The sequence below is a fragment of the Rhodococcus sp. MurmanLake-1 genome, assembly GCF_056945715.1.
Genome location: NZ_JBWZNF010000011.1, coordinates 58,248 through 77,623, shown reverse-complemented (window position 1 = coordinate 77,623; position 19,376 = coordinate 58,248). Strand labels below are relative to the sequence as shown.

19 protein-coding genes are annotated in these 19,376 nt (G+C 62.1%); 12 read left to right on the top strand and 7 right to left on the bottom strand.

Annotation, left to right across the window (positions count from 1 at the left end):
* Window positions 1-21 precede the first annotated feature (21 nt).
* Both AC2ETI_RS25560 and AC2ETI_RS25555 read left to right on the top strand, forming a co-directional pair.
* The gene (locus AC2ETI_RS25560; protein ID WP_003941402.1) at window positions 22-1,260 is read left to right on the top strand and encodes a benzoate/H(+) symporter BenE family transporter; all 1,239 of its coding nucleotides are present in this window, start codon (window positions 22-24) and stop codon (window positions 1,258-1,260) included.
* Window positions 1,257-1,706, top strand: coding sequence for an acyl-CoA thioesterase (locus tag AC2ETI_RS25555; RefSeq protein WP_020970085.1), 450 nt, complete (start codon window positions 1,257-1,259; stop codon window positions 1,704-1,706). The genes AC2ETI_RS25560 and AC2ETI_RS25555 overlap by 4 nt, the downstream gene beginning before the upstream one ends.
* Here AC2ETI_RS25555 and AC2ETI_RS25550 read toward each other — a convergent pair.
* The gene (locus AC2ETI_RS25550) at window positions 1,703-2,731 is read right to left on the bottom strand and encodes a phosphotransferase family protein (protein WP_020908344.1); all 1,029 of its coding nucleotides are present in this window, start codon (window positions 2,729-2,731) and stop codon (window positions 1,703-1,705) included. The genes AC2ETI_RS25555 and AC2ETI_RS25550 overlap by 4 nt on opposite strands.
* Window positions 2,732-2,952: 221 nt before the next feature.
* On the opposite strand from AC2ETI_RS25550, the gene pdhA reads away from it, so the two are divergent.
* From pdhA to AC2ETI_RS25525, 5 genes are read left to right on the top strand one after another with little or no spacing between them, the layout of a single operon-like run.
* Window positions 2,953-4,041 (top strand): pyruvate dehydrogenase (acetyl-transferring) E1 component subunit alpha, encoded by a 1,089-nt coding sequence (gene pdhA / locus AC2ETI_RS25545; RefSeq protein WP_205906440.1) that lies wholly within the window; start codon window positions 2,953-2,955, stop codon window positions 4,039-4,041.
* Window positions 4,038-5,015: an alpha-ketoacid dehydrogenase subunit beta gene (locus AC2ETI_RS25540; protein ID WP_483634581.1), complete on the top strand. Its 978-nt coding sequence runs from the start codon at window positions 4,038-4,040 to the stop codon at window positions 5,013-5,015. The genes pdhA and AC2ETI_RS25540 overlap by 4 nt, the downstream gene beginning before the upstream one ends.
* Entirely contained in the window at window positions 5,012-6,247 is a 1,236-nt protein-coding gene (locus AC2ETI_RS25535) for a dihydrolipoamide acetyltransferase family protein (protein WP_483634580.1), read from the top strand. The genes AC2ETI_RS25540 and AC2ETI_RS25535 overlap by 4 nt, the downstream gene beginning before the upstream one ends.
* A 10-nt stretch (window positions 6,248-6,257) precedes the next feature.
* Window positions 6,258-7,463 carry an MFS transporter gene (locus AC2ETI_RS25530; protein ID WP_019749231.1) on the top strand — a complete coding sequence of 402 codons (1,206 nt, stop codon included), beginning with the start codon at window positions 6,258-6,260 and terminating at the stop codon, window positions 7,461-7,463.
* A 29-nt stretch (window positions 7,464-7,492) separates the two neighbouring features.
* Complete coding sequence (locus tag AC2ETI_RS25525; protein ID WP_020970091.1) at window positions 7,493-8,146, top strand: hypothetical protein; 654 nt, start codon at window positions 7,493-7,495, stop codon at window positions 8,144-8,146.
* 357 nt (window positions 8,147-8,503) lie between these two features.
* Here the strand turns inward: AC2ETI_RS25525 and AC2ETI_RS25520 are convergent, their stop codons facing one another.
* Genes AC2ETI_RS25520 through AC2ETI_RS25510 form a run of 3 tightly spaced genes read right to left on the bottom strand, consistent with a single transcriptional unit; the run spans window position 8,504 to window position 11,363 of the window.
* Window positions 8,504-9,931: an NAD(P)(+) transhydrogenase (Re/Si-specific) subunit beta gene (locus AC2ETI_RS25520; protein ID WP_020970092.1), complete on the bottom strand. Its 1,428-nt coding sequence runs from the start codon at window positions 9,929-9,931 to the stop codon at window positions 8,504-8,506.
* A complete protein-coding gene (locus AC2ETI_RS25515) occupies window positions 9,931-10,254 on the bottom strand; it encodes an NAD(P) transhydrogenase subunit alpha part 2 (protein ID WP_003941319.1) in 324 nt (107 codons plus the stop codon). Before AC2ETI_RS25515 ends, AC2ETI_RS25520 begins: the two co-directional genes overlap by 1 nt.
* On the bottom strand, window positions 10,254-11,363 hold the full coding sequence (locus AC2ETI_RS25510; RefSeq protein WP_047889211.1) for a Re/Si-specific NAD(P)(+) transhydrogenase subunit alpha: 1,110 nt from the start codon (window positions 11,361-11,363) through the stop codon (window positions 10,254-10,256). Before AC2ETI_RS25510 ends, AC2ETI_RS25515 begins: the two co-directional genes overlap by 1 nt.
* Window positions 11,364-11,637: 274 nt before the next feature.
* Between AC2ETI_RS25510 and AC2ETI_RS25505 the strand changes: the two genes are divergently transcribed.
* On the top strand, window positions 11,638-11,799 hold the full coding sequence (locus AC2ETI_RS25505; protein WP_317833118.1) for a DUF488 family protein, N3 subclade: 162 nt from the start codon (window positions 11,638-11,640) through the stop codon (window positions 11,797-11,799).
* A gap of 91 nt (window positions 11,800-11,890) precedes the next feature.
* Here the strand turns inward: AC2ETI_RS25505 and AC2ETI_RS25500 are convergent, their stop codons facing one another.
* The gene (locus AC2ETI_RS25500) at window positions 11,891-13,429 is read right to left on the bottom strand and encodes an AMP-binding protein (protein ID WP_070385712.1); all 1,539 of its coding nucleotides are present in this window, start codon (window positions 13,427-13,429) and stop codon (window positions 11,891-11,893) included.
* Between the two features lie 191 nt (window positions 13,430-13,620).
* On the opposite strand from AC2ETI_RS25500, the gene AC2ETI_RS25495 reads away from it, so the two are divergent.
* Complete coding sequence (locus tag AC2ETI_RS25495; protein WP_042952341.1) at window positions 13,621-14,439, top strand: maleylpyruvate isomerase family mycothiol-dependent enzyme; 819 nt, start codon at window positions 13,621-13,623, stop codon at window positions 14,437-14,439.
* Between the two features lie 34 nt (window positions 14,440-14,473).
* Window positions 14,474-15,097, top strand: a complete 624-nt coding sequence (locus AC2ETI_RS25490; RefSeq protein ID WP_021334158.1) for a Type 1 glutamine amidotransferase-like domain-containing protein — start codon at window positions 14,474-14,476, stop codon at window positions 15,095-15,097.
* A 57-nt stretch (window positions 15,098-15,154) separates the two neighbouring features.
* On the opposite strand, the gene AC2ETI_RS25485 is transcribed toward AC2ETI_RS25490, so the two are convergent.
* Window positions 15,155-15,481 carry a hypothetical protein gene (locus AC2ETI_RS25485; RefSeq protein ID WP_003941297.1) on the bottom strand — a complete coding sequence of 109 codons (327 nt, stop codon included), beginning with the start codon at window positions 15,479-15,481 and terminating at the stop codon, window positions 15,155-15,157.
* A gap of 575 nt (window positions 15,482-16,056) precedes the next feature.
* Between AC2ETI_RS25485 and AC2ETI_RS25480 the strand changes: the two genes are divergently transcribed.
* On the top strand, window positions 16,057-16,326 hold the full coding sequence (locus AC2ETI_RS25480; protein ID WP_020908356.1) for a GNAT family N-acetyltransferase: 270 nt from the start codon (window positions 16,057-16,059) through the stop codon (window positions 16,324-16,326).
* A gap of 122 nt (window positions 16,327-16,448) precedes the next feature.
* On the top strand, window positions 16,449-17,723 hold the full coding sequence (locus AC2ETI_RS25475; protein WP_483634579.1) for an MFS transporter: 1,275 nt from the start codon (window positions 16,449-16,451) through the stop codon (window positions 17,721-17,723).
* Here AC2ETI_RS25475 and AC2ETI_RS25470 read toward each other — a convergent pair.
* A complete protein-coding gene (locus tag AC2ETI_RS25470) occupies window positions 17,716-19,284 on the bottom strand; it encodes a carboxylesterase/lipase family protein (protein WP_483634578.1) in 1,569 nt (522 codons plus the stop codon). The two genes, AC2ETI_RS25475 and AC2ETI_RS25470, sit on opposite strands and share 8 nt — an antisense overlap.
* Window positions 19,285-19,376 lie beyond the last annotated feature (92 nt).

Here is a 19,376-nt window from a genome sequence, read left to right as displayed (position 1 = left end):
GGTCGGGCAGAATCACTGACCATGTCGGACTCCACAGATACCACCGAACCGGAAGCCGTTCGCAGCAACTCGCAACCGATGAGCGCAGGCATCGTCACGGCCCTCGTCGGCTTCACCAGTTCGTTCGCGGTGGTGCTCACCGGCCTCGCGGCTGTCGGTGCGGACGCGACCGAGGCGGCGTCCGGACTGCTGGTTCTGTGTGTGACCCAAGCGTTGGGAATGCTCTGGCTCTCACGCCGGTATCGGATGCCGATCACCCTGGCCTGGTCGACGCCCGGTGCCGCCCTCCTCGCCGGCGCCGGAGCGGTCGAGGGTGGGTGGCCGGCCGCGGTCGGAGCATTCATCGTCGTCGGAATCGCGATCGTGCTGACCGGACTGTGGCCGACGCTCGGAAGGATCATCTCGGCAATCCCGACGCCCCTCGCGCAAGCGATGCTCGCCGGGGTTCTGATGCCGTTGTGCCTGGCGCCGATCATCGCCGTCCGGGACGCACCGGCAGCGGTCGCGCCCGTCATCCTGGTTTGGCTTGCCGCGCAGCGCTTCTCCAAGCGATGGGCGGTTCCGCTCGCGTTTCTCACAGCAGCGGTCGTGATCGGGATCAGCCTCGTCACGTCGGATCGAGTGCTCGACGCCGGCGCCATGATTCCCCGCATCGATCTCACCGCGCCGTCGTGGACCTGGCAGGCAATGATCGGCATTGCGATTCCCCTCTACATCGTCACGATGGCTTCGCAGAACATTCCCGGTGTGGCCGTGATGAATTCGTTCGGCTACACCGTTCCCTGGCGGCCGTCGATGATCGTGACGGGTATCGGCACCATCGTCGGCGCACCGGCCGGTGGCCATGCGATCAACCTCGCGGCGATCAGCGCGGCCCTGGCCGCCGCCCCCACCGCACATCCGGATCCCAAACGTCGATGGATCGCTGCCTTCACCGCAGGCTGGGCGTATCTCGTTCTCGCTGCCGGCGCGGCCGCGGTGGCCGCTCTGGTAGCCGCCGCACCGGCCGGAGTCGTGGAAACTGTTGCCGGACTGGCGCTCCTGGCAACGCTTGCCGGCGCCCTCACGTCGGCGCTGAGCGAGGCGAGTGAACGTGAAGGCGCCGTGGTCACGTTTCTGATCGCCGCATCCGGGGTCAGTATCCTGGGAATCGGTTCGGCATTCTGGGCACTGTTGGTGGGGCTGATCGTGCGTGCAGTCCTACAGGGCACCACCCTGCCCTCACTCTCGCGAAAGTCCTCACTACAGTCGAAGCCGTGAGCACAGCGCAGACGCCCCCGTCGATCAGCGAGTTTCCCGTTCTCTGGCCCGTCCCGACGCGGTGGGACGACAACGATCACTACGGCCACGTCAACAACGTGACCTACTACTCGTACTTCGACACCGCGGTCAACGCCTGGCTGATGTCTTCCACTGGAACCGACATCCGCACCCTGCCTGCCATCGGCGTCGTCGCCGAGACGTCGTGCCGGTACCTGAGCGAACTGTCGTTCCCCGAGCAGTTGCAGGTGGGTATCTCCGTCGAGAAGTTGGGCACCAAGAGCATCGTCTACGCCCTGGCGATATTCCACGAGGTCGAAAACGGCCATTGGGAACCGGCCGCGACTGGGCGCTTCGTGCACGTCTACGTCGATGCCGACACCCGTAAGCCGGTGGAGATCCCGGCTGCGATCAGATCAGCAGCCGGGACCTTGACCGAAAACTAGCTCAGACCGAGCTGATCTGCCGTCAAGACGGCGCGTGCAACGATTCCGTCGATCAGCGCGACCGTCGGGCCGCCGTGCTCGGCCTTGTTGCGCGGATCGTCGAGAATGCGTCGCAGCACGCCCTCGGCGATGATCGAGAGCTTCCACAGAGCGAGTACGTGCCAATATCCGACCGCTGACACGTCGCGGCCGGTCGCCTCGACGTAGGCAGCGACCAGCTCGTCGCGGTTCGGGAAGCCTTCCAGCGTGGACGCCATGAACGGACCGGCAACTTTGTCACCGGCTTCCGGCCAGTACGCGAGTAGCGCACCGAGATCCGCGAGCGGCTCCCCCAACGTGCACAGCTCCCAGTCGACGACGGCAACAATGCGCCCCTCGACCGGGTCGGTGATGACGTTGTTGAGGTGGAAGTCGCCGTGAACCAAGGTCACTTCGTTCTGTTCCGGAATGTTTCGGTGCAGAATCTCGGCCAACCTGTCGACGTCCGGAACATCGCGGGTCTTCGACTTCTCCCACTGCGCCGACCACCGTTTGAGCTGACGCTCGGCAAAGGGCTTGCGGCTGGCCAGATCGTCGAGGCCGGTCTCTTCCAGGTCAACCCCGTGAATGCTTGCGAGGGTTTTCGGCATCGCCAATCCGACCGCGCGACGCTCGTCCTCGGTCAACTTCTGAGCCACTGGAACGCCGTCGATCACAACGCCGTCGATGTAGCTCATGAGGACCAGCGGAGCGTCCGTGATCTCCGGATCTTCCGTGATGCCGAGGATCTTCGGAACCGGCACTTTGGTTCCCTGGAGCGAGGACAGGATGCGGTGCTCGCGAACGACGTCGTGCGCGGACGCCAACAACGTGCCGAGTGGAGGTCTGCGCAGTACCCACCGTCCGCCGCCCGCATCCGTCACGGAGTAGGTCAGGTTCGATTGTCCGTTACCGATCCTCTCGAAAGTCAGTGGTGTCGTGGCGCCGACCCCCAGTTCGGCGATCCACGCGGAAACAGCTTCTTCGTTCAAACCGACTGCAGTCACCGCACCGATGCTAGCGGTTGAATTCCGATCGGTTGGCCGTACCGACACGTTTGTTACTCGCCAGTTCGCAGTTCAGGTCCTGATACGGCAGTGAAAATACTTGCGGATTTCCCAATCAGGGGGATCCTGATGGTAGAGCGACAACTGCATACAACACATCGGGATTGTGCGGCGTACTCACGAGGCGCGCCGGGCATGAGCAGAAACCGAGGTGAGCGAAGATGATCGACAACCTCGATTATCCGGTCCAACTCATCCAACCGAACGGCGCACGAGTGTGCCGTCCCGAATTCGACCGTCTGATAACAGACATCGGGCCTGACGAACTGCTGTCGTTGTATCGCGATCTCGTCGTGTGTCGCCGAATCGACACCGAAGCTGTTGCCCTGCAGCGTCAAGGCGAAATAGGTTTGTGGGCTCCGATGCTGGGCCAAGAAGCCGCCCAGGTCGGTTCCGCGAGAGCGCTCGCCCCAGACGACTTCGCGTTCACCAGCTATCGCGAACATGCCGTCGCGTACTGCCGGGGAGTTCCCCCCGAATTGCTGACCACCATGTGGCGAGGAATCTCCCATTCCGGTTGGGTTCCAGAACAATTCAACGTCACCAATCCGGCGATCGTCGTCGGCTCCCAAGGGCTGCACGCCACCGGATACGCACTCGGCGCACACCTGGACGGCGCCGAGATCGCAACGATCGCGTACTTCGGCGACGGCGCCACAAGTCAGGGCGACATCGCCGAGGCGATGGGATTTGCCGCCAGTTTCCGTGTCGGCGTTGTCTTCTTCTGCCAGAACAACCAGTGGGCCATCAGTGAACCGGTATCCCTCCAGTCACGCACGCCCATCTCACATCGGGCGATCGGTTACGGCATCCCCGCGATCCGCGTCGACGGCAACGACGTCCTCGCCGTTCTCGCAGTCACGCGCTCGGCGCTCAATCGCGCACGCGAAGGCAGCGGCCCGACGTTCATCGAGGCGATCACCTGCCGAATGGGCCCGCACACGACGTCCGACGATCCGAGCAGGTACCGCGCCGATACCGACATGTCGGAGTGGAGAAGCCGCGATCCGCTCGAGCGAATGCGTCTGTTCCTCGGCCGTCGCGATCTTCTCGGAGAAAACGAACTCAGCACCATCGCGGCGGCGGCCGACGACGTCGCAGCTGGACTGCGACGCGCAACCATCGCGCTCGCCGATCCACGCCCGTCAGCGCTCTTCGATCACGTCTACGCCGAGGCACACCCACTGATCGACGTTGAACGCGAAGAGCATCGCGCGTATCTCCGCAGCATGGAAGGGGCTTCGTCATGACCGCCATGAATCTGGTGACCGCGCTCAACACCGGCCTTCGACGCGCACTCGAAGACGATCGTCGCGTTGTCATCATGGGAGAGGACGTGGGCCGTCTCGGCGGTGTATTCCGGGTTACCGACGCCCTGCAGAAGGACTTCGGCGATACTCGGGTGATCGACATGCCCCTCGCCGAATCAGGGATCGTGGGAACAGCTTTCGGTCTTGCCTTGCGCGGATATCGGCCTGTCTGCGAAATTCAGTTCGACGGGTTTGTCTACCCGGCCTTCGATCAGATCGTCTCGCAGGTGGCCAAGATCCACTACCGCACCCGAGGCGCTGCCTCTGCGCCACTGACGATTCGCATTCCCAGTGGCGGCGGAATCGGTGCGGTGGAACATCATTCGGAGTCGCCGGAAGCGTACTTCGCTCACACGGCGGGACTGCGGGTGGTGTACCCGAGCAATCCGATCGACGGTTTTCACATGATCCGCCAATCCATTGCGGCCGACGACCCGGTGATATTCCTCGAACCCAAACGGCGCTACTGGGATACCGCCGACGTGAATACCGATGCCGCGCCCGAGCTTCCGCTCCACCGTGCCCGCGTCGCTCGCCCTGGAGACGACGCGACAGTAGTTGCGTACGGATCCATGGTCGCCACCGCGCTCGACGCCGCGCGGATCGCCGAAGAAGAAGGCCACGATCTGGAGGTCGTGGATCTGCGTTCACTCTCCCCCATCGACTTCGACACGATCGAGGCGTCGGTGAAAAAGACAGGCCGGCTGGTCGTCGTCCACGAGGCGCCGAAGTTTCTCGGAGTCGGCGCCGAAATCGCAGCACACGTCGCGGAACACTGCTTCTATCAGCTCGAGTCACCGATCCTGCGGGTCACCGGATTCGACATCCCCTACCCGCCCGCCAAGCTCGAGCGATTTCACCTTCCGGACGCCGACCGGATCCTCGCAGCACTCGACCGGACGCTGGCAGCATGAGTACCGGGCACGAATTCCGGTTGCCGGATCTCGGCGAGGGCCTGACGTCCGCCGATCTGGTCGAATGGACGGTCGGCATCGGCGACACGGTGGAACTCAATCAAGTTCTCGCCCAGGTAGAGACAGCCAAAGCTCTTGTCGAACTGCCGTCGCCCTACGTCGGCGTTGTCAGAGAACTCCTCGTCGAACCTGGCTCTACCGTCCCGGTCGGCACTCCGATCATCCGAATCGAGGAGCCTGCAGATTCACCGTCTCCAAGTGATTCACAGTCTCCGAGCGTGCTGGTCGGATACGGACCCGCGGCCGAGAGACCGAGCCGACGACGGAACAGGGTTACGCCACACTCGCAAACCGCGGCGAGTACCGAGCGTCGGCCCGCAACACCCTCGGCGCGGCGCGCGGCCCGCGAAGCCGGCATCGATCTGAGCGAAATCACCGGAAGTGGATTCGACGGTGCCGTCACGGCAGCGGACGTCGCAGACGCGCTTCGTTTGAAGGCCGCGTCGAATGAAGCTCCGCGGCCGGCCGAATCCGGTATGCAGAAACAGCCGGCCTCGTCCGGCATGCGGAAACAGATGGCGTCGGCGATGGTCGCCAGTACCCGTGCCCCTCAGGCCAGCGTCTTCCTCACCGCCGATGTCACGCCTTCGATGGAACTACTCGGCAGGCTCCGTCCCTCGGACGCATTCACCGGGCTTTCTCTCACTCCGCTGACTCTCGCGGCCAAGGCCTTGGTTACGGCGATCTCGTCGCACCCGATGGTGAATGCGCATTGGGACGAGGCCCGCGGCGACGCCGTCATCGACGATCACGTGAATCTCGGCATTGCCGTCGCCTCCGAACGTGGACTGTCCGTGCCCAACATCAAAAGCGCCGAGACGCTGAGCCTGGTCCAACTTGCACGCGCGGTGACCGAACTGACCGTCGCTGCCCGCGCGGGAGTGACCGATGTCCATCCCCTGACCGGTGGCACCGTCACGATCACCAATGTCGGAGTCTTCGGCGTCGACGGGGGCATTCCGCTCCTCAATCCGGGAGAAGCCGTCATCCTTTGCCTGGGCACAGTGAGCGAGCGTCCCTGGGTAATCGAGCGCAAGATCGAAGCGCGGAGCGTCGCGACACTGACGTTGACGTTCGACCACCGGATACTCGATGGTGAGCAGGCCGCGAGATTCCTCTCATTTGTCGCACAGATGCTCGCGGACCCGGACCTGTTGCTGTCTCACCTGTAAAAAGGAACGAGTGAGCGTCAACCCCACCGACCGAGTAGTCCCCACCTCCGCCCTGGTACGCGCCCGGGCCGGCATCTTCGGCATCTTCGGCATCAACGGATTTCTGCTCGCGATGTGGGTCGTCCACATTCCGTCCATCGAACACCGTGTGGGAATCAGTCACTCGACGCTCGGCTCACTGCTTCTCCTACTTGCTGTCGGAGCCATTGCCGGTATGCAATTGAGCGGTCCGCTCGCCGATCGATACGGCAGCAGGCGCATGGTCATCCTGGCGGGTAGCGGGCTGGCATTCGCCACTCTCGGCCCGGGATTTGCCACGAACACCTGGCAACTGGGCGCCGCACTTGTTGTATTCGGCTTCGCGAACGGCGCGTTGGACGTGTCGATGAACTCACAGGCTGTCGAGGCCGAACAGTTGTACCGGCGCCCGATCATGGCGGCCTTTCACGGCATGTTCTCGGTCGGCGGCGTATTAGGGTCCGTCATCGGATTCGGCACTCTCGCACTGGATCTTCCGCCGTACGTCACGCTCAGCATCGCGTCGGCAATCGGCTTGCTCGCGGTCTGGTTGTGCTCGCGACCCCTGCTCCCTCACGTCGACGTGCATGCCGAAACCGCGTCGACTACCGGAAAGACACACGGCAGATTCTCGGCTCGCGTACTTGCCCTCGGAACCCTCGCCTTTGTTCTGATGCTGGCCGAGGGAGTGGCAAACGACTGGAGCGCACTGCAGGTCAAGGAAGATCTGGGTGTCTCGAATGCCGTTGCTGCACTGTCGTTCGGTGCATTCTCCGCCATGATGACCGTCGGCCGATTCACCGCGGATCGGATCAGCGCGGCAGTCGGCCCGGTGGCAGTGGTTCGCTACGGTGCGTTGCTCTCGTCCATCGGAATGCTGACCGTCGTGGTGTCGGGCTGGCTACCACTGACGTTGCTCGGTTGGGCGCTGTTCGGCGCCGGCCTGTCGGGATGCATTCCGCAGATCTTCACAACGGCGGGAAATCTGGGCTCAGGTTCGGCCGGCACCAACATGTCTCGCGTCGTCGGCATGGGATACATCGGATTCCTCGCCGGTCCGGCAACCATCGGCTGGGTCACCACGCTTGTGCCTCTCACCACAGCAATGTTGATCCCGTTTGCATGCGTCCTGGTCGCAGCGGCTTGTGCGGGTGTCGTTCGGCGCGATTCTCCGACCGCCTACAGACCTCACAGCTGATCCTCACGATCGGCACAGACTCAACAGGGATGCTGGTACTCGTGACCGTCTCGACCTCCACCCAGCACCCCGCTCCCTCCACAACCACTCGCTTCCTCGTCCTTGCTGCGATCGCCGTCGTAGCGCTGGGCGTCTTGTATTTCGTGCGACCCACCTCGCCCGGGGTGAGCGTCCCCGAACAGGTGCGCGCACTTGCCGAGTGGACGGTAGGCCGATTCGACGTCACCGCTGTACTCGCAGCCACTACTGCTCTGGCCGTCGTCTCGATGGTCCGCGGACTGCCATACGGCATCGGCGCGATCCTGCTCCTCGGAATGGGCGCCAATCTCACCAATGCGGCATTCGGTTCCTGGCTCCCCGATGTGCCCCAGGACCTGTTGCCCAGCGGTCATGTGGCAGCGGCGACCGCGCTGTACTGCTCGGCGATCTTGATCTCTGCCCCGCAGTGGCGTCCGGTAGTCGCCGGTCTCGGATTCGTGGGGGTTGCTGCGATCGGTGCCAGCGCACTGGCCGCCGAGATGAGCGGCCTTTTCGGAGTGATAGCTGGCGTTCTGATCGCTCTGGTATGGGCCTGTGCTGCAGCCATTTTGATGGCACGATCGCCCATCGCCGCGAAACGTGAAGCGCTACGCCCGGATACGGCAGCAATCGCGTTCTCAAGGCACCGGAGCATCCGACTTTAGTCCTAAATCTTTGTGATTCAGAGATTCTCGCCGTTAAGCCCTCCCGCGACGGCGGGGCATGACGTATGTTCTGAAATGTCCGAATCAAGTAGTTCCACAGCGAAGGAGTCTTTACCGTGAGCCTCGAAGATCTGAACCCGCTCGAACTGATCCAGAAGTTGATCGAACTACTTTCCGGCTTCTCTTCCGACCCCGAAACCCCCGAGGTCCCGTAAAACGTCGCCAGAGGCGCCTGTTCCGAGTTTCGTCTCGGACCAGGCGCCTTTGTCGTTTCAGCACAAGAAGCCGTTTCGACACAGGGACACGAAAAAGGCGCCCACCCGTGGTTACGAGTGGACGCCCTTCCGAGCTCGAGCGCTACAGCGCCTTGAGCTCCTCGGTTACTTCGGAGACCGACTTCTTGGCATCACCGAAGAGCATCGAGGTGCCCTCGGCGAAGAAGAGCGGGTTCTCGATACCGGCGAAACCGGAGTTCATCGAACGCTTGAGCACGATGACCGACTTCGACTGGTCGACGTTGAGGATCGGCATTCCGTGAATCGGTGAGCTCGGATCGTTGCGCGCCGCCGGGTTGGTGACGTCGTTCGCGCCGATCACCAAGGTGACATCGGTACGAGAGAACTCGTCGTTGATGTCGTCCATTTCCTTCATCGCGTCGTACGAGACATCCGCCTCTGCGAGAAGAACGTTCATGTGACCGGGCATACGGCCGGCGACCGGGTGAATGGCGTACTTGACCTCGACGCCCTTCGACTCGAGCAATTTCGCCATGTCCTTGACCGCGTGCTGAGCCTGCGCGACGGCAAGTCCGTATCCGGGTACGACGATGACCTGGTTGGCGTAGGCCATCTGGATAGCCGCGTCGGCGGCCGAGGTCGCCTTTGCCGTGCGCACGACGCCGTCGGAGGACGGCGCTTCGCCGCCGCCACCGAAGCCGCCGGCCACGATGGCCGGGATGGACCGGTTCATGGCCTTGGCCATGAGGTTGGTCAAGATGGTGCCCGAAGCACCCACGATCATGCCGGCGACGATCATCGCCTGGTTGTTGAGCGCCAAACCTGCAGCAGCAGCTGACAAACCGGTCAGAGCGTTGAGCAGCGAGATGACGACGGGCATGTCCGCGCCGCCGATGGGCAGCACGACCATCAGTCCGAGGATGCCCGAGAGTACGAGCACGCCGACGATCCACAGTGAGCTGGTTGGGCCTTCCGGTGAGATCGCCTTGATACCGATGATTACCGAGAATGCGACGGCGGCAATGAGCAGCAGAGCATTGAGCGGCTGCTGGAGCTTACCGATTCCGATCGGACGACCAGGCAGAGTTTCCTGCAGCTTCAGGAACGCGATCACGCTGCCCCAGAAGGAGATCGATCCGATCACCGCAGCAAAGAGCGAAGCGATGACGATGTGCACCGTCGGCGACTCGCCGTGCTGGAAAGCGGTGAACCCGTCCGAGTCCAGGAATTCCGCGTACGCGATCAACGCGACCGTGCCGCCGCCGACACCGTTGAACAGTGCCACCAACTGCGGCATGGCCGTCATCTTCGTGCGCAGCGCCGGCGGGACGCCGAGCACGACACCGATGACAAGGCCGGCAGCGATGAGGATCCAGTTCCCCATCTCCGCATCACGAATGGAGATCAGAGTTGCAACGACGGCGATGAGCATGCCGACCGCGGCGATCTGGTTGCCGCGGACTGCGGTCTTCGGGCCGGTAAGGCCCATGAGGCCGTAGATGAACATCGAGAACGCGACAATGTAGAGCGCATTGACCAGGTATTCCATTACTGGTCACCATCCTTCGACACAGACTTGGCGGCCGGCTTGGCCTTGAACATCGCCAACATGCGGTCCGTGACCACAAAACCACCGACAACGTTCACGGTTCCGAAGACGAGCGCGACGAACAAGATGATCTGCAACCCGATCGAGGGATCGTGCACCTTGCCCAGGACGACCAACGCACCCAGGACGACGATGCCGTGGATGGCGTTCGTGCCGGACATCAACGGGGTGTGCAGGGTGTTCGGAACTTTGGAGATCACAGCGAAACCGACGAACCCGGACAACACCAGGATCGCGATGTTCGCCAGAAGTGATGTGTACATCAGGCGCCCTTCTCTTCACGGGTGACGCACGCACCGGCCAGAACCTCGTCGGAGAAATCAGGCGCCAATGCACCTTCGACGAGCATCAGTTCGATCAGCGCGGAAATGTTCTTCGAGTACAACTCGGACGCATGCTCAGGCATGGACGCCGGCAAATTCAGCGGAGAGCAAATGGTCACGCCGTGTTTGACGACGGTTTGACCCGGCTCGGTCAGCTCGCAGTTACCGCCGGTTTCACCCGCGAGGTCGACCACGACACTGCCCGGCTTCATGCCTTCGACCGCGGCAGCGGTGACCAGGCGCGGCGCCGGACGACCCGGAACCAGAGCAGTGGTGATCACAACGTCGAAGCCCTTGATCGCATCTTCGAGTGCCTGCTGCTGCTTCGCTCGCTCGTCGTCGGTCAACTCGCGGGCGTATCCACCCTCGCCCGCCGCATCGATTCCGAGGTCGAGCCACTGTGCACCCACCGAACGCACCTGGTCGGCGACCTCAGGACGCACGTCGTACCCGGTAGCGCGGCCACCAAGGCGCTTGGCTGTCGCCAGCGCCTGCAGACCTGCCACACCCACTCCGAGCACCAGAACGGTCGCAGGCTTCACCGTGCCTGCAGCGGTGGTGAGCATCGGGAAGAACCGCGTCGACTCCGATGCTGCCAACAGAACAGCCTTGTACCCCGACACGTTCGCCTGCGAGGACAACGCGTCCATCACCTGCGCGCGGGAGATACGAGGAATCGCCTCCACGGCGTATCCCTCGATGCCGGCGGCCTTCAACTCGGCGATGCGGTTGTCCGCGTTACGCGGATTCAGGAAACCGATGAGCTTCGCGCCGGTACTGATCCGGGCGATCTCTTCTGTCGACGGGGGCGCAACCTTGACCACGACGTCAGCAGTCCACGGATCGCCGATCTTCGCGCCGGCGGCGGTGTACAACTCGTCGGGAATCAACGCCCCGAGACCGGCCCCGGACTCGACGACCACGTCGACGCCCTTGCCGATCAAAGCGGACACAATTTTCGGCACCAATGCGACCCGACGCTCACCATCACTCGATTCTCGAGGGACGCCGACCGTCGGACGCACTTGTGCGCTCTTCGATGTTTCCATTTTCCATTACCTTCTGCGGTTGGTGGTTCGCCTGCTGCGACGAGCGGCAACCAGCATGTGATGAGCGGAAGATGACCCGCTTTTGGGTGAATGGTGACTGATAGTAGCCAGAGTTACCGCGGCGTAGGGAAACCGACGACGCACTTTCTCCATCTGAATCGAGTCCGAACAGTATGTTTGGACATACCCCAAGAAGCCTACTGTGAGGCCGATCACACTCGAATGGCGGGCTATTCCACTATTTGAAACGGCCGAAAGACGAAAAGGCATGAGAATGACGCGCCGAATAATCACCGTCGAGCGAGTTTACGAACCAGCTTCCGAATGTAACGCCGTCCGTCTCCTCGTCGACCGACTCTGCCCGCGCGGCGTCAAACGCGAAAACCTGCAGTACGCATCGCACCGGCATCGGATTCTCGACCCGTTGTTCTACTGACAGCAAGCAAGGACCTGCGATACAGCCACGCGCAGGTCCTTGCCGACTATCTCGCAGAATTACTCTGATGTCCTAGCATTTCACCGGAGGATCAACTGCTCACATATTGAGACCGCAACTTGTGCTTTACGAGCTTTCCTGTCGCGGTCCTAGGCAATTCGTCGGCAAAGTCGATGCTTCTCGGAGCTTTGAAATGTGCAACCTGGCTGCGAACGTATTCCAGCAATTCCTCGGCGACATGGGCACTCGGCTCGACTCCCTCCACCAGTTGGACAACCGCCTTGACCTGTTCGCCCATTTCTTCATCGGGAACACCGATGACCGCCACGTCGAACACTTTCGGATGCAAGGTAAGGATGTTCTCGGACTCCTGCGGATAGATATTGACGCCACCAGAGATAATCGTGAATGCCGCACGATCGGTCAGATAAAGGAAACGCTCGGAGTCGATATAGCCGATATCTCCACTCGTCGTCCACGTCGGATGATCCGGATGCTGCGCGGCAGCCGTTTTCTCAGGGTCGTTGTGGTACCGGAATGGCAGAGTCTCCCGCTCCCAGAACACGGTACCGATCTCGCCGACCGGAAGATCACGCCCGGCGTCGTCACAGATGTGCACGATCCCCATCACTCCGTCACGACCGACGGAACCCGGATGCGCCAAGGCCTGCTCGCTGTTGATGAAGGTGGCGCCCGAACCCTCGGTCGAGGCGTAGTACTCGTGGATCACCGGCCCCCACCAGTCGATCATTGCCGCCTTCACTTCAGGCGGACAAGGAGCAGCAGCATGAATGGCGACCTTCACCGTCGAAACGTCGTAACGATCGCGGGTCTCCTTCGGAAGTTTCAACATTCGAACGAACATCGTCGGTACCCACTGACTGTGCGTTACAGCGTATTTACCGATCAACTCCAGCGCGGTTTCGGCTTCGAATGCATCCATCAAGATCACGGTTCCGCCGACCGAATTGATCACGCCACAAAAGCGCAGGGGCGCCGCGTGATAGACCGGAGCCGGGCACAAATAGACTGTGTCGGAATCGAACCCGTACATCGGCGCGAACACCGCGGTGTACGGATCCATGGTGGTGTCCACCTCGCCCTCCGGAAGGTCTCCCTTGATCCCCTTCGGCCTGCCGGTGGTTCCGGACGAGTACAACATGTCAGCCCCACGTGGCTGCGAGTCGAGTGGATCGGCGGACTGAGCATCGACCGCATCCTCGTAGTCGTCGAAACCCTCGAGGGCGCCGCCGTACACCAATCGGTGACGCACGCGCGGAATCAGCTTCTCGTCCAACGGAACTGCTGTCGACGCCTGACCCGACGCCACCAGAATTGTCGCCTCGCAGTCGTCGACGATGTAGGCGGTCTCCGCAGCCGTGAGATGCCAGTTCACCGCAGTGATGTAGAGACCTGATCTCAATGCTGCCCAGTACACCTCGAACGCCCGGAGATCGTTGTTCGAGATGAGAGCGACGTGGTCCCCAGGCTTGGCACCGACACTTCGGAAGTATCGCGCCAACTGCGTCGACCGTTCGTCGAGTTCCCGATAGGTGATGGACTCACCCGTCGCCGGGCGAATGACGGCGGGCTTGTCCGGCGTGGACTGGACAAAATTTCCTGGAAACACGAAGACTCCTCTGTCGGTGACGACAACGCCGCGTGAGCCTGCTTCGGCGTCGACAATCCTGGTCTACCACAGGAACTCTGCCTCCCTCGGACGTTTGGCGACACCGACTCGAAGCATGGGAATGCCCGCTCACTTATCCGGCGCGACATACAGTGAGGAGAACCGCACCGTCCGAAACAGGAGATGTCCGCATGAGTGGTTGGCCCCAGGACGCAGTAGTCGACGCGTTGACCGAGGAATGGAAAGTCATCGACGCACTGCTTGCCGAACTCGACGGTGACCAGTGGTTGGCACCGTCCAACCTTCCGGGGTGGACGGTTCATGACATCGTGTCCCACCTGATCGGTACGGAATCACTGCTCGCGGGCATCAATCCGCCGTCGATCGACCTGGACGTGCACGCATTGCCTCACGTCCACAACGAGATTGCGGCGTTCAACGAGCGCTGGGTCGAAGGCCTGAGGCGGACGCCGCACGCGGACTTGTTGGCCCACTATCGCGACATCACCGCCACGCGAGCCGACGCTCTTCGCTCGATGACGGGCGCAGACTGGGACGCCGAGACACAAACACCGGTCGGTCTTGCGCCCTATGGCCGGTTCATGCGCATTCGGACCTTCGACTGTTGGATGCACGAACTCGACATCAGAGATGCAGTCGGCATTCCGGGCGAGGAAGGCGGATTGCGCGCGGAGACTGCATTCGGCGAAATCACCAGCGCGCTCGGATTTGTCGTCGGGAAACGAGGAAAGGCACCCGAGGGAGCACGGATCACTTTCGAACTCGAAGGGCCACTTGCCCGTTCACTTCACATCTCGGTCGATGCGCGTGCAACGCTCGTCCCGGAGCTCGACGGTCCGGCGACCACGACCATCTCGATGAGCTCACCGCTCTTCACCCGGATTGCCGGTGGCCGCGTCCACGCGTCCGATCATCGAACCGACATCTCGCTTCGCGGTGACACCACGGTGGGCGCACGCGTCGTCGACAATCTGGCGTTCACGATTTGAGAGCTGGGTGGGTAGGTCGCGAAGGTACTGAGAAGTGAAACTGTTTCTCTCGTCCTACCGTTTCGGCGACCACCGCGAGGCTTTTGTCGATCTCGTAGGCCGCGGCGCGCGCATAGCGGTGATCGCCGCGGCTGCAGATTCGTGGCCCGTCAATGCCCGCAGTTCGGCAGTGACAAGCGAATTGACTCCACTACGGGCCGCGGGCTTCACGGCAGAGGAAGTTGACGTCCGAGACTTCCTGGGTGCAACGGAAGCACTCGAAGTCCGACTTCGCGAATTCGACTGTCTGTGGGTTCGCGGCGGAAACACGTTTGTCCTGCGAGCTCAGCTAGCCCGAAGCGGCGCAGATCGGGTCATAGAGATGCTGGTTCGTTCGGGCCTCGTGGCCTATGCGGGATACAGCGCGGGAGCGTGTCTGGTGACTCCGACTCTGATCGGGCTCGACGCGTCGGACGACCCCGCTGAAGTCACGCCTACGTGCGGTATCGACCCGATCTGGTCCGGGCTCGCGCTGGTCGACTTCGCGATAGTGCCGCACGGCGGCGATTCGTTACTCGAAGATCCGCAGGTGACCGCGCGGACGGTCGCAGCGCTGACCACTGCTGGCGCGCAATTCACCGTGCTTACTGATCAAGAGGTGATAGTCGTCGACCGCTGATCTGACGCAGACGGTTGATCTTGACGCAGACTGGGGAGTCGACTCGGCCCGACTGGATCAGCCGTGCTCTGCCACCGCGGTTCCGGCTGCCGGCGACTGACGCTCCAGCCTCGTCCACGCAATCTCCCAGCGCTTGACCGAGACCTCGTCGGCGTCCTCGAGAAGGGCGTCGAGGAGCAGGCGCGGATTTTCGCGCCATGCCAGTTCGGCGGCATGGACCTCAGCAGCCGAGAACAACCCGGACGCCTCGAGATCGCGAATCCACTCGCAGATCTCGCCCCGGTGGATCCGTGCGATGGTCTCGTATCCCAGACCTTCGTCAAGGAAGTCGTACGAAAAAATTGCGGCAAAGTAACTGTTCGACTCACGCTGCCCGAAAATCATGTGCGTTCCTTCCTCGAAGTTGTCCGACGAAGACTCGAAATCGAACCGTTGCGAAGCCGCACCAAAGTTTTTTTGGCGAAGTTGTAACGCTTCTTCTATCCCCGACGATTCAAACGCTAACCCCCCAAGCGGGTCTTTGGGATCACGTCCGAGAAACGATCTGATGACCAAGGCAATACCCCTGGGGTTTCCGGGCGCTCGCACCCTTCGCCGACACACAATCCGCGCCCCGCTGACCTGCAATTTGCCCGTTTCAGGCCCTCCACTTAATCCATCCGAACAGATGACAAAAAACTTTGTGACGAGTCCCACATATTGGGATGTTTACGTTCGCAATGCATATGTATCACCCAATGTGGGCACAAAAGTACGGGCAAATCGGCACGTACAGACCAGTTTTCTTCCTGATCCGACACGACCAAGGTCCCTTGAACGGTCGTCCAGTTGTAGTTGCGCTAAGTAACGGAACTCACGCCGGCAAGCGATATTGCGGACCGCCTGCCAGGTAGCGTGGCTCCACAGAACGCAGACGCGGCGCGCCGCAACCGGCCGCCCTTTCGAAACGGAGCCCGAAGATGACCGAGACAGTGGCGCACAACTCCGCGGAAACGCGCTTCGAGATCCGTGTCGACGGCGAACTGGCCGGTTTTGCCGAGTACTCGGACCATTCCGGTGTCCGTGATTTCCACCACACGGTGACGTACCCACAGTTTCGCGGGCGCGGGCTTGCCGCCATCGTGGTGCGGGAAGCGCTCGATCAGACCCGGAACGAGGGATTGAAGATCCTTCCGACGTGCTCGTACGTCGAGAAGTTTGTTGCAGAGAACCCCGTTTACCAGGCATAACCGAACGAGGACGGTCCACGAAAAATCACTCGCGGACCTGCAACCCCCGCTGCTAGCGTCGATGGTGCCGTCGTCGAAACTCTCGAAATCCTGGTCGGCACCATCTCGGGGAAGGAAAGAACGTGGTCGCCTCAGCAGATCGGCGCCCACCTGCATCCGAGGACGTAGTTACCGCCAGCTATCTCCCTCTCGTCCTCGTCAATCTCGCGACGCTGTTCTCGGCGATCGGCAACGGTATCGCCATCGTCGTACTCCCCTGGCTTGTTCTCGAACGAACCGGCAGGGCTACCGACGCGGCGATAGTTGCCGGCGCAGCAGCCATTCCGCTACTCGTGTCGAGCCTGTTCTCGGGCACATTCGTCGACAAATTCGGACGCCGTCGAACGTCGATGATTTCCGACGCTCTTTCGGCGATGTCCGTAGCGGCGATCCCGATCATCGCGGCCACCGCGGGCTTGACGATCCCGGTGATCGCGGCGTTGGCCGCGCTCGGTGCGGTGTTCGACCCCGCCGGAATGGCGGCGAGGGAGTCCATGCTGCCTGCAGCAACTCGGACAGCCAAGTGGAAGCTCGATCGCACCAACAGCGTGTATGAGGCCAATTTCAACGTCGCATATCTGATCGGCCCTGGCATCGGCGGTGTCCTGATCGCAACGATCGGGGCGGTGAACACGCTCTGGGTGACGGCGGCTGGTTTTGTGTTCTCGATCGTCGTGGTTGCCTTCATCCGCCTTCCTGGCGCCGGAGTCCCCGAACACGAACATCGTCCGAAATCGATCTGGCACGGCACACTCGACGGTCTTCGGTTCGTCTGGAACAACAAACTGCTGCGCACTCTGGCGCTGATCGACATGGCCGTCGTCGCGCTCTACATGCCGGTGGAGAGTGTCGTGTTCCCGGTGTACTTCACAGAGTTGGATCAACCGGCGCAACTCGGATCGGTGCTGATGGCATTGGCGATCGGCGGCATCATCGGCTCTCTCGCCTACGCTCCGCTGGCACCGATCATGTCCCGGCGACTGATCATGATTTTTGCCGTTGCCGTTCTCGGCATAGCGATGCTTGCCATGGCGCTTCTACCTCCGCTGTGGGTGATCCTCGTGCTCGCCGGACTGCAGGGGCTCGTCTACGGACCAGTCGGCCCGATCGCCAACTACGCCATGCAGACGCACAGCCCGGAGCACATGCGCGGACGCGTCGTCGGTGTCATGACGTCGACTGCCTACGCCGCCGGCCCGCTGGGTTACCTCGCGGTCGGCCCTCTGCTCGATCAACTCGGAATCGCGTCGACCTTTGTGGCCCTGTCGATTCCGATCATCCTGATCGCCGCAGTCTGTGCCTCCCTGCCGGTGCTTCGCGAACTGGATCGTCCGCGACACTCGACCGACGTCAGTTGAACCCCATCACGTCGTTGCCCCAGGCGACGCGCAGTCCGTGATCGGGGTCGCTGACGAGGGTGTCGGCCGAGTCGATCAACAGCGTCGACCGCTTCTCTTCCTCGTACGGCGCCCAGTGCTTCGAACCGTCGAGAGCTGCCGGCACGGCATGCCGCGCGAAGGCCAGCCATCGCCGTTGAATACGGCCGGCTACCTCCATCGCGGCCTTCCGTCCACCCAGCCAGAACGTGGGGTCGACGTTCAGGGTTCCGAAATTGCCGAATACATAGGGTAATTCGGTCGCATGGCCCGCGCCGATCCGTGCGGCCTTGAGCATCGGCGTCGCGTGATCGAAGCGGTACACCCACGTAGGGGAATGCCTGCAGTGGGCGTCGGCAATCCACAGAGTCGGCATGCGAAACGCTGCGTCCCGTGAGAGAGCCAGCGCGCCACTCGGTTTCGCGTGATCAGGGTAAGCCGACATGATCTCGGCAAGTTTGGTCGCGGAGATGTCGGGGTGATCATCCGCCAGCAGTTGCAGCATGGCCTCGACCGACTGCGCGCTCACCGGCATCAGCGGAGACTTCATGAACTTGAAGATCGACGCCTCGTCCTTGTTGGAACCGATGATCAGTGGGATTCGGTGCGCGTAACCCTTCTGGAAAGCCGCAACCGGGTAGTGCGGCACCAGATCACGATCGACAACGGGTGCCATCGCCAAAGTTCCCGGAATCCGGGTCGGAATTTCGTTGACCAGGTCATCGCTTGCCTTGACAAGCAGTTCCAGATCCGTGGTCAGCAGATCGCCTGCGTCTTCAGGGTCGATCGAGAGCAGTTCGAGAAACCGCTCCGCCACAGTCTTGGCGCGCTCGGCCCCGTAGACGGAGGTCGCGGGAGGACTCTGGGCAATCGCACGATGGAACAGACCTTCGGCGCTCGGACAGGTCATGAGCGTCGTGATGGATCCTGCGCCGGAGGACTCACCGAACACCGTCACCGCACTCGGGTCACCCCCGAAGGCGTCGATGTTGTCTCGAACCCATCCGAGTGCCGCAATCTGGTCTCGCAGACCACAGTTCGATTCGAAAACGGTATCCGCGGTGGAGAATCCAGACAGGTCCAGGAATCCGAGGGCACCGACGCGATAGTTGAAGGAGACGAGAACGACGTCACCGGTTTCAGCCAGATGACGGCCGTCGTAGATCGTTTGGGCGGCGGACCCGAGGCAGTAGGCGCCGCCGTGAATCCACACCATCACCGGTCGCGGCGTGCCGTCGGGGCGCGGGGCCCACACGTTGATCGACAAGCAGTCCTCGTCGATTTTGAAGGCCCGATCGATCGGAACCGCCGGGCTCTGGCCCTGCGGCGCGATCGGCCCGAACTCACGACAGTCGCGCACCCCGTCCCACGACTCAGCGGGTTGCGGCGCGCGGAATCTCCGCGCACCCACCGGCGCTGCTGCGTAAGGCATGCCCTTCCACGCGAAGATTCCGCCATCCGGATACCCGCGGGCGTCTCCGCCGCGGGCACGGATCACGAGTTTTCCGTCCTCGCCAAGATTCGGTCGAACGTCGGTCTCCATGTCTGAATCCCCTCCCGACCCGCGCGTGTGGCAAACAAGACCAAACGTACCAACATAAGGCCGATGTGCGCCGACTACACAACTGCCAGGTA

Coding starts and splice junctions, on each gene's coding strand:
- AC2ETI_RS25560 (WP_003941402.1), top strand. CDS start 22: ATGTCGGACTCCACAGATACCACCGAACCGGAAGCCGTTCGCAGCAAC.
- pdhA (WP_205906440.1), top strand. CDS start 2,953: ATGATCGACAACCTCGATTATCCGGTCCAACTCATCCAACCGAACGGC.
- AC2ETI_RS25540 (WP_483634581.1), top strand. CDS start 4,038: ATGACCGCCATGAATCTGGTGACCGCGCTCAACACCGGCCTTCGACGC.
- AC2ETI_RS25535 (WP_483634580.1), top strand. CDS start 5,012: ATGAGTACCGGGCACGAATTCCGGTTGCCGGATCTCGGCGAGGGCCTG.
- AC2ETI_RS25525 (WP_020970091.1), top strand. CDS start 7,493: ATGCTGGTACTCGTGACCGTCTCGACCTCCACCCAGCACCCCGCTCCC.
- AC2ETI_RS25520 (WP_020970092.1), bottom strand. CDS start 9,931: ATGGAATACCTGGTCAATGCGCTCTACATTGTCGCGTTCTCGATGTTC.
- AC2ETI_RS25515 (WP_003941319.1), bottom strand. CDS start 10,254: ATGTACACATCACTTCTGGCGAACATCGCGATCCTGGTGTTGTCCGGG.
- AC2ETI_RS25510 (WP_047889211.1), bottom strand. CDS start 11,363: ATGGAAACATCGAAGAGCGCACAAGTGCGTCCGACGGTCGGCGTCCCT.
- AC2ETI_RS25505 (WP_317833118.1), top strand. CDS start 11,638: ATGACGCGCCGAATAATCACCGTCGAGCGAGTTTACGAACCAGCTTCC.
- AC2ETI_RS25495 (WP_042952341.1), top strand. CDS start 13,621: ATGAGTGGTTGGCCCCAGGACGCAGTAGTCGACGCGTTGACCGAGGAA.
- AC2ETI_RS25485 (WP_003941297.1), bottom strand. CDS start 15,481: ATGATTTTCGGGCAGCGTGAGTCGAACAGTTACTTTGCCGCAATTTTT.
- AC2ETI_RS25480 (WP_020908356.1), top strand. CDS start 16,057: ATGACCGAGACAGTGGCGCACAACTCCGCGGAAACGCGCTTCGAGATC.
- AC2ETI_RS25470 (WP_483634578.1), bottom strand. CDS start 19,284: ATGGAGACCGACGTTCGACCGAATCTTGGCGAGGACGGAAAACTCGTG.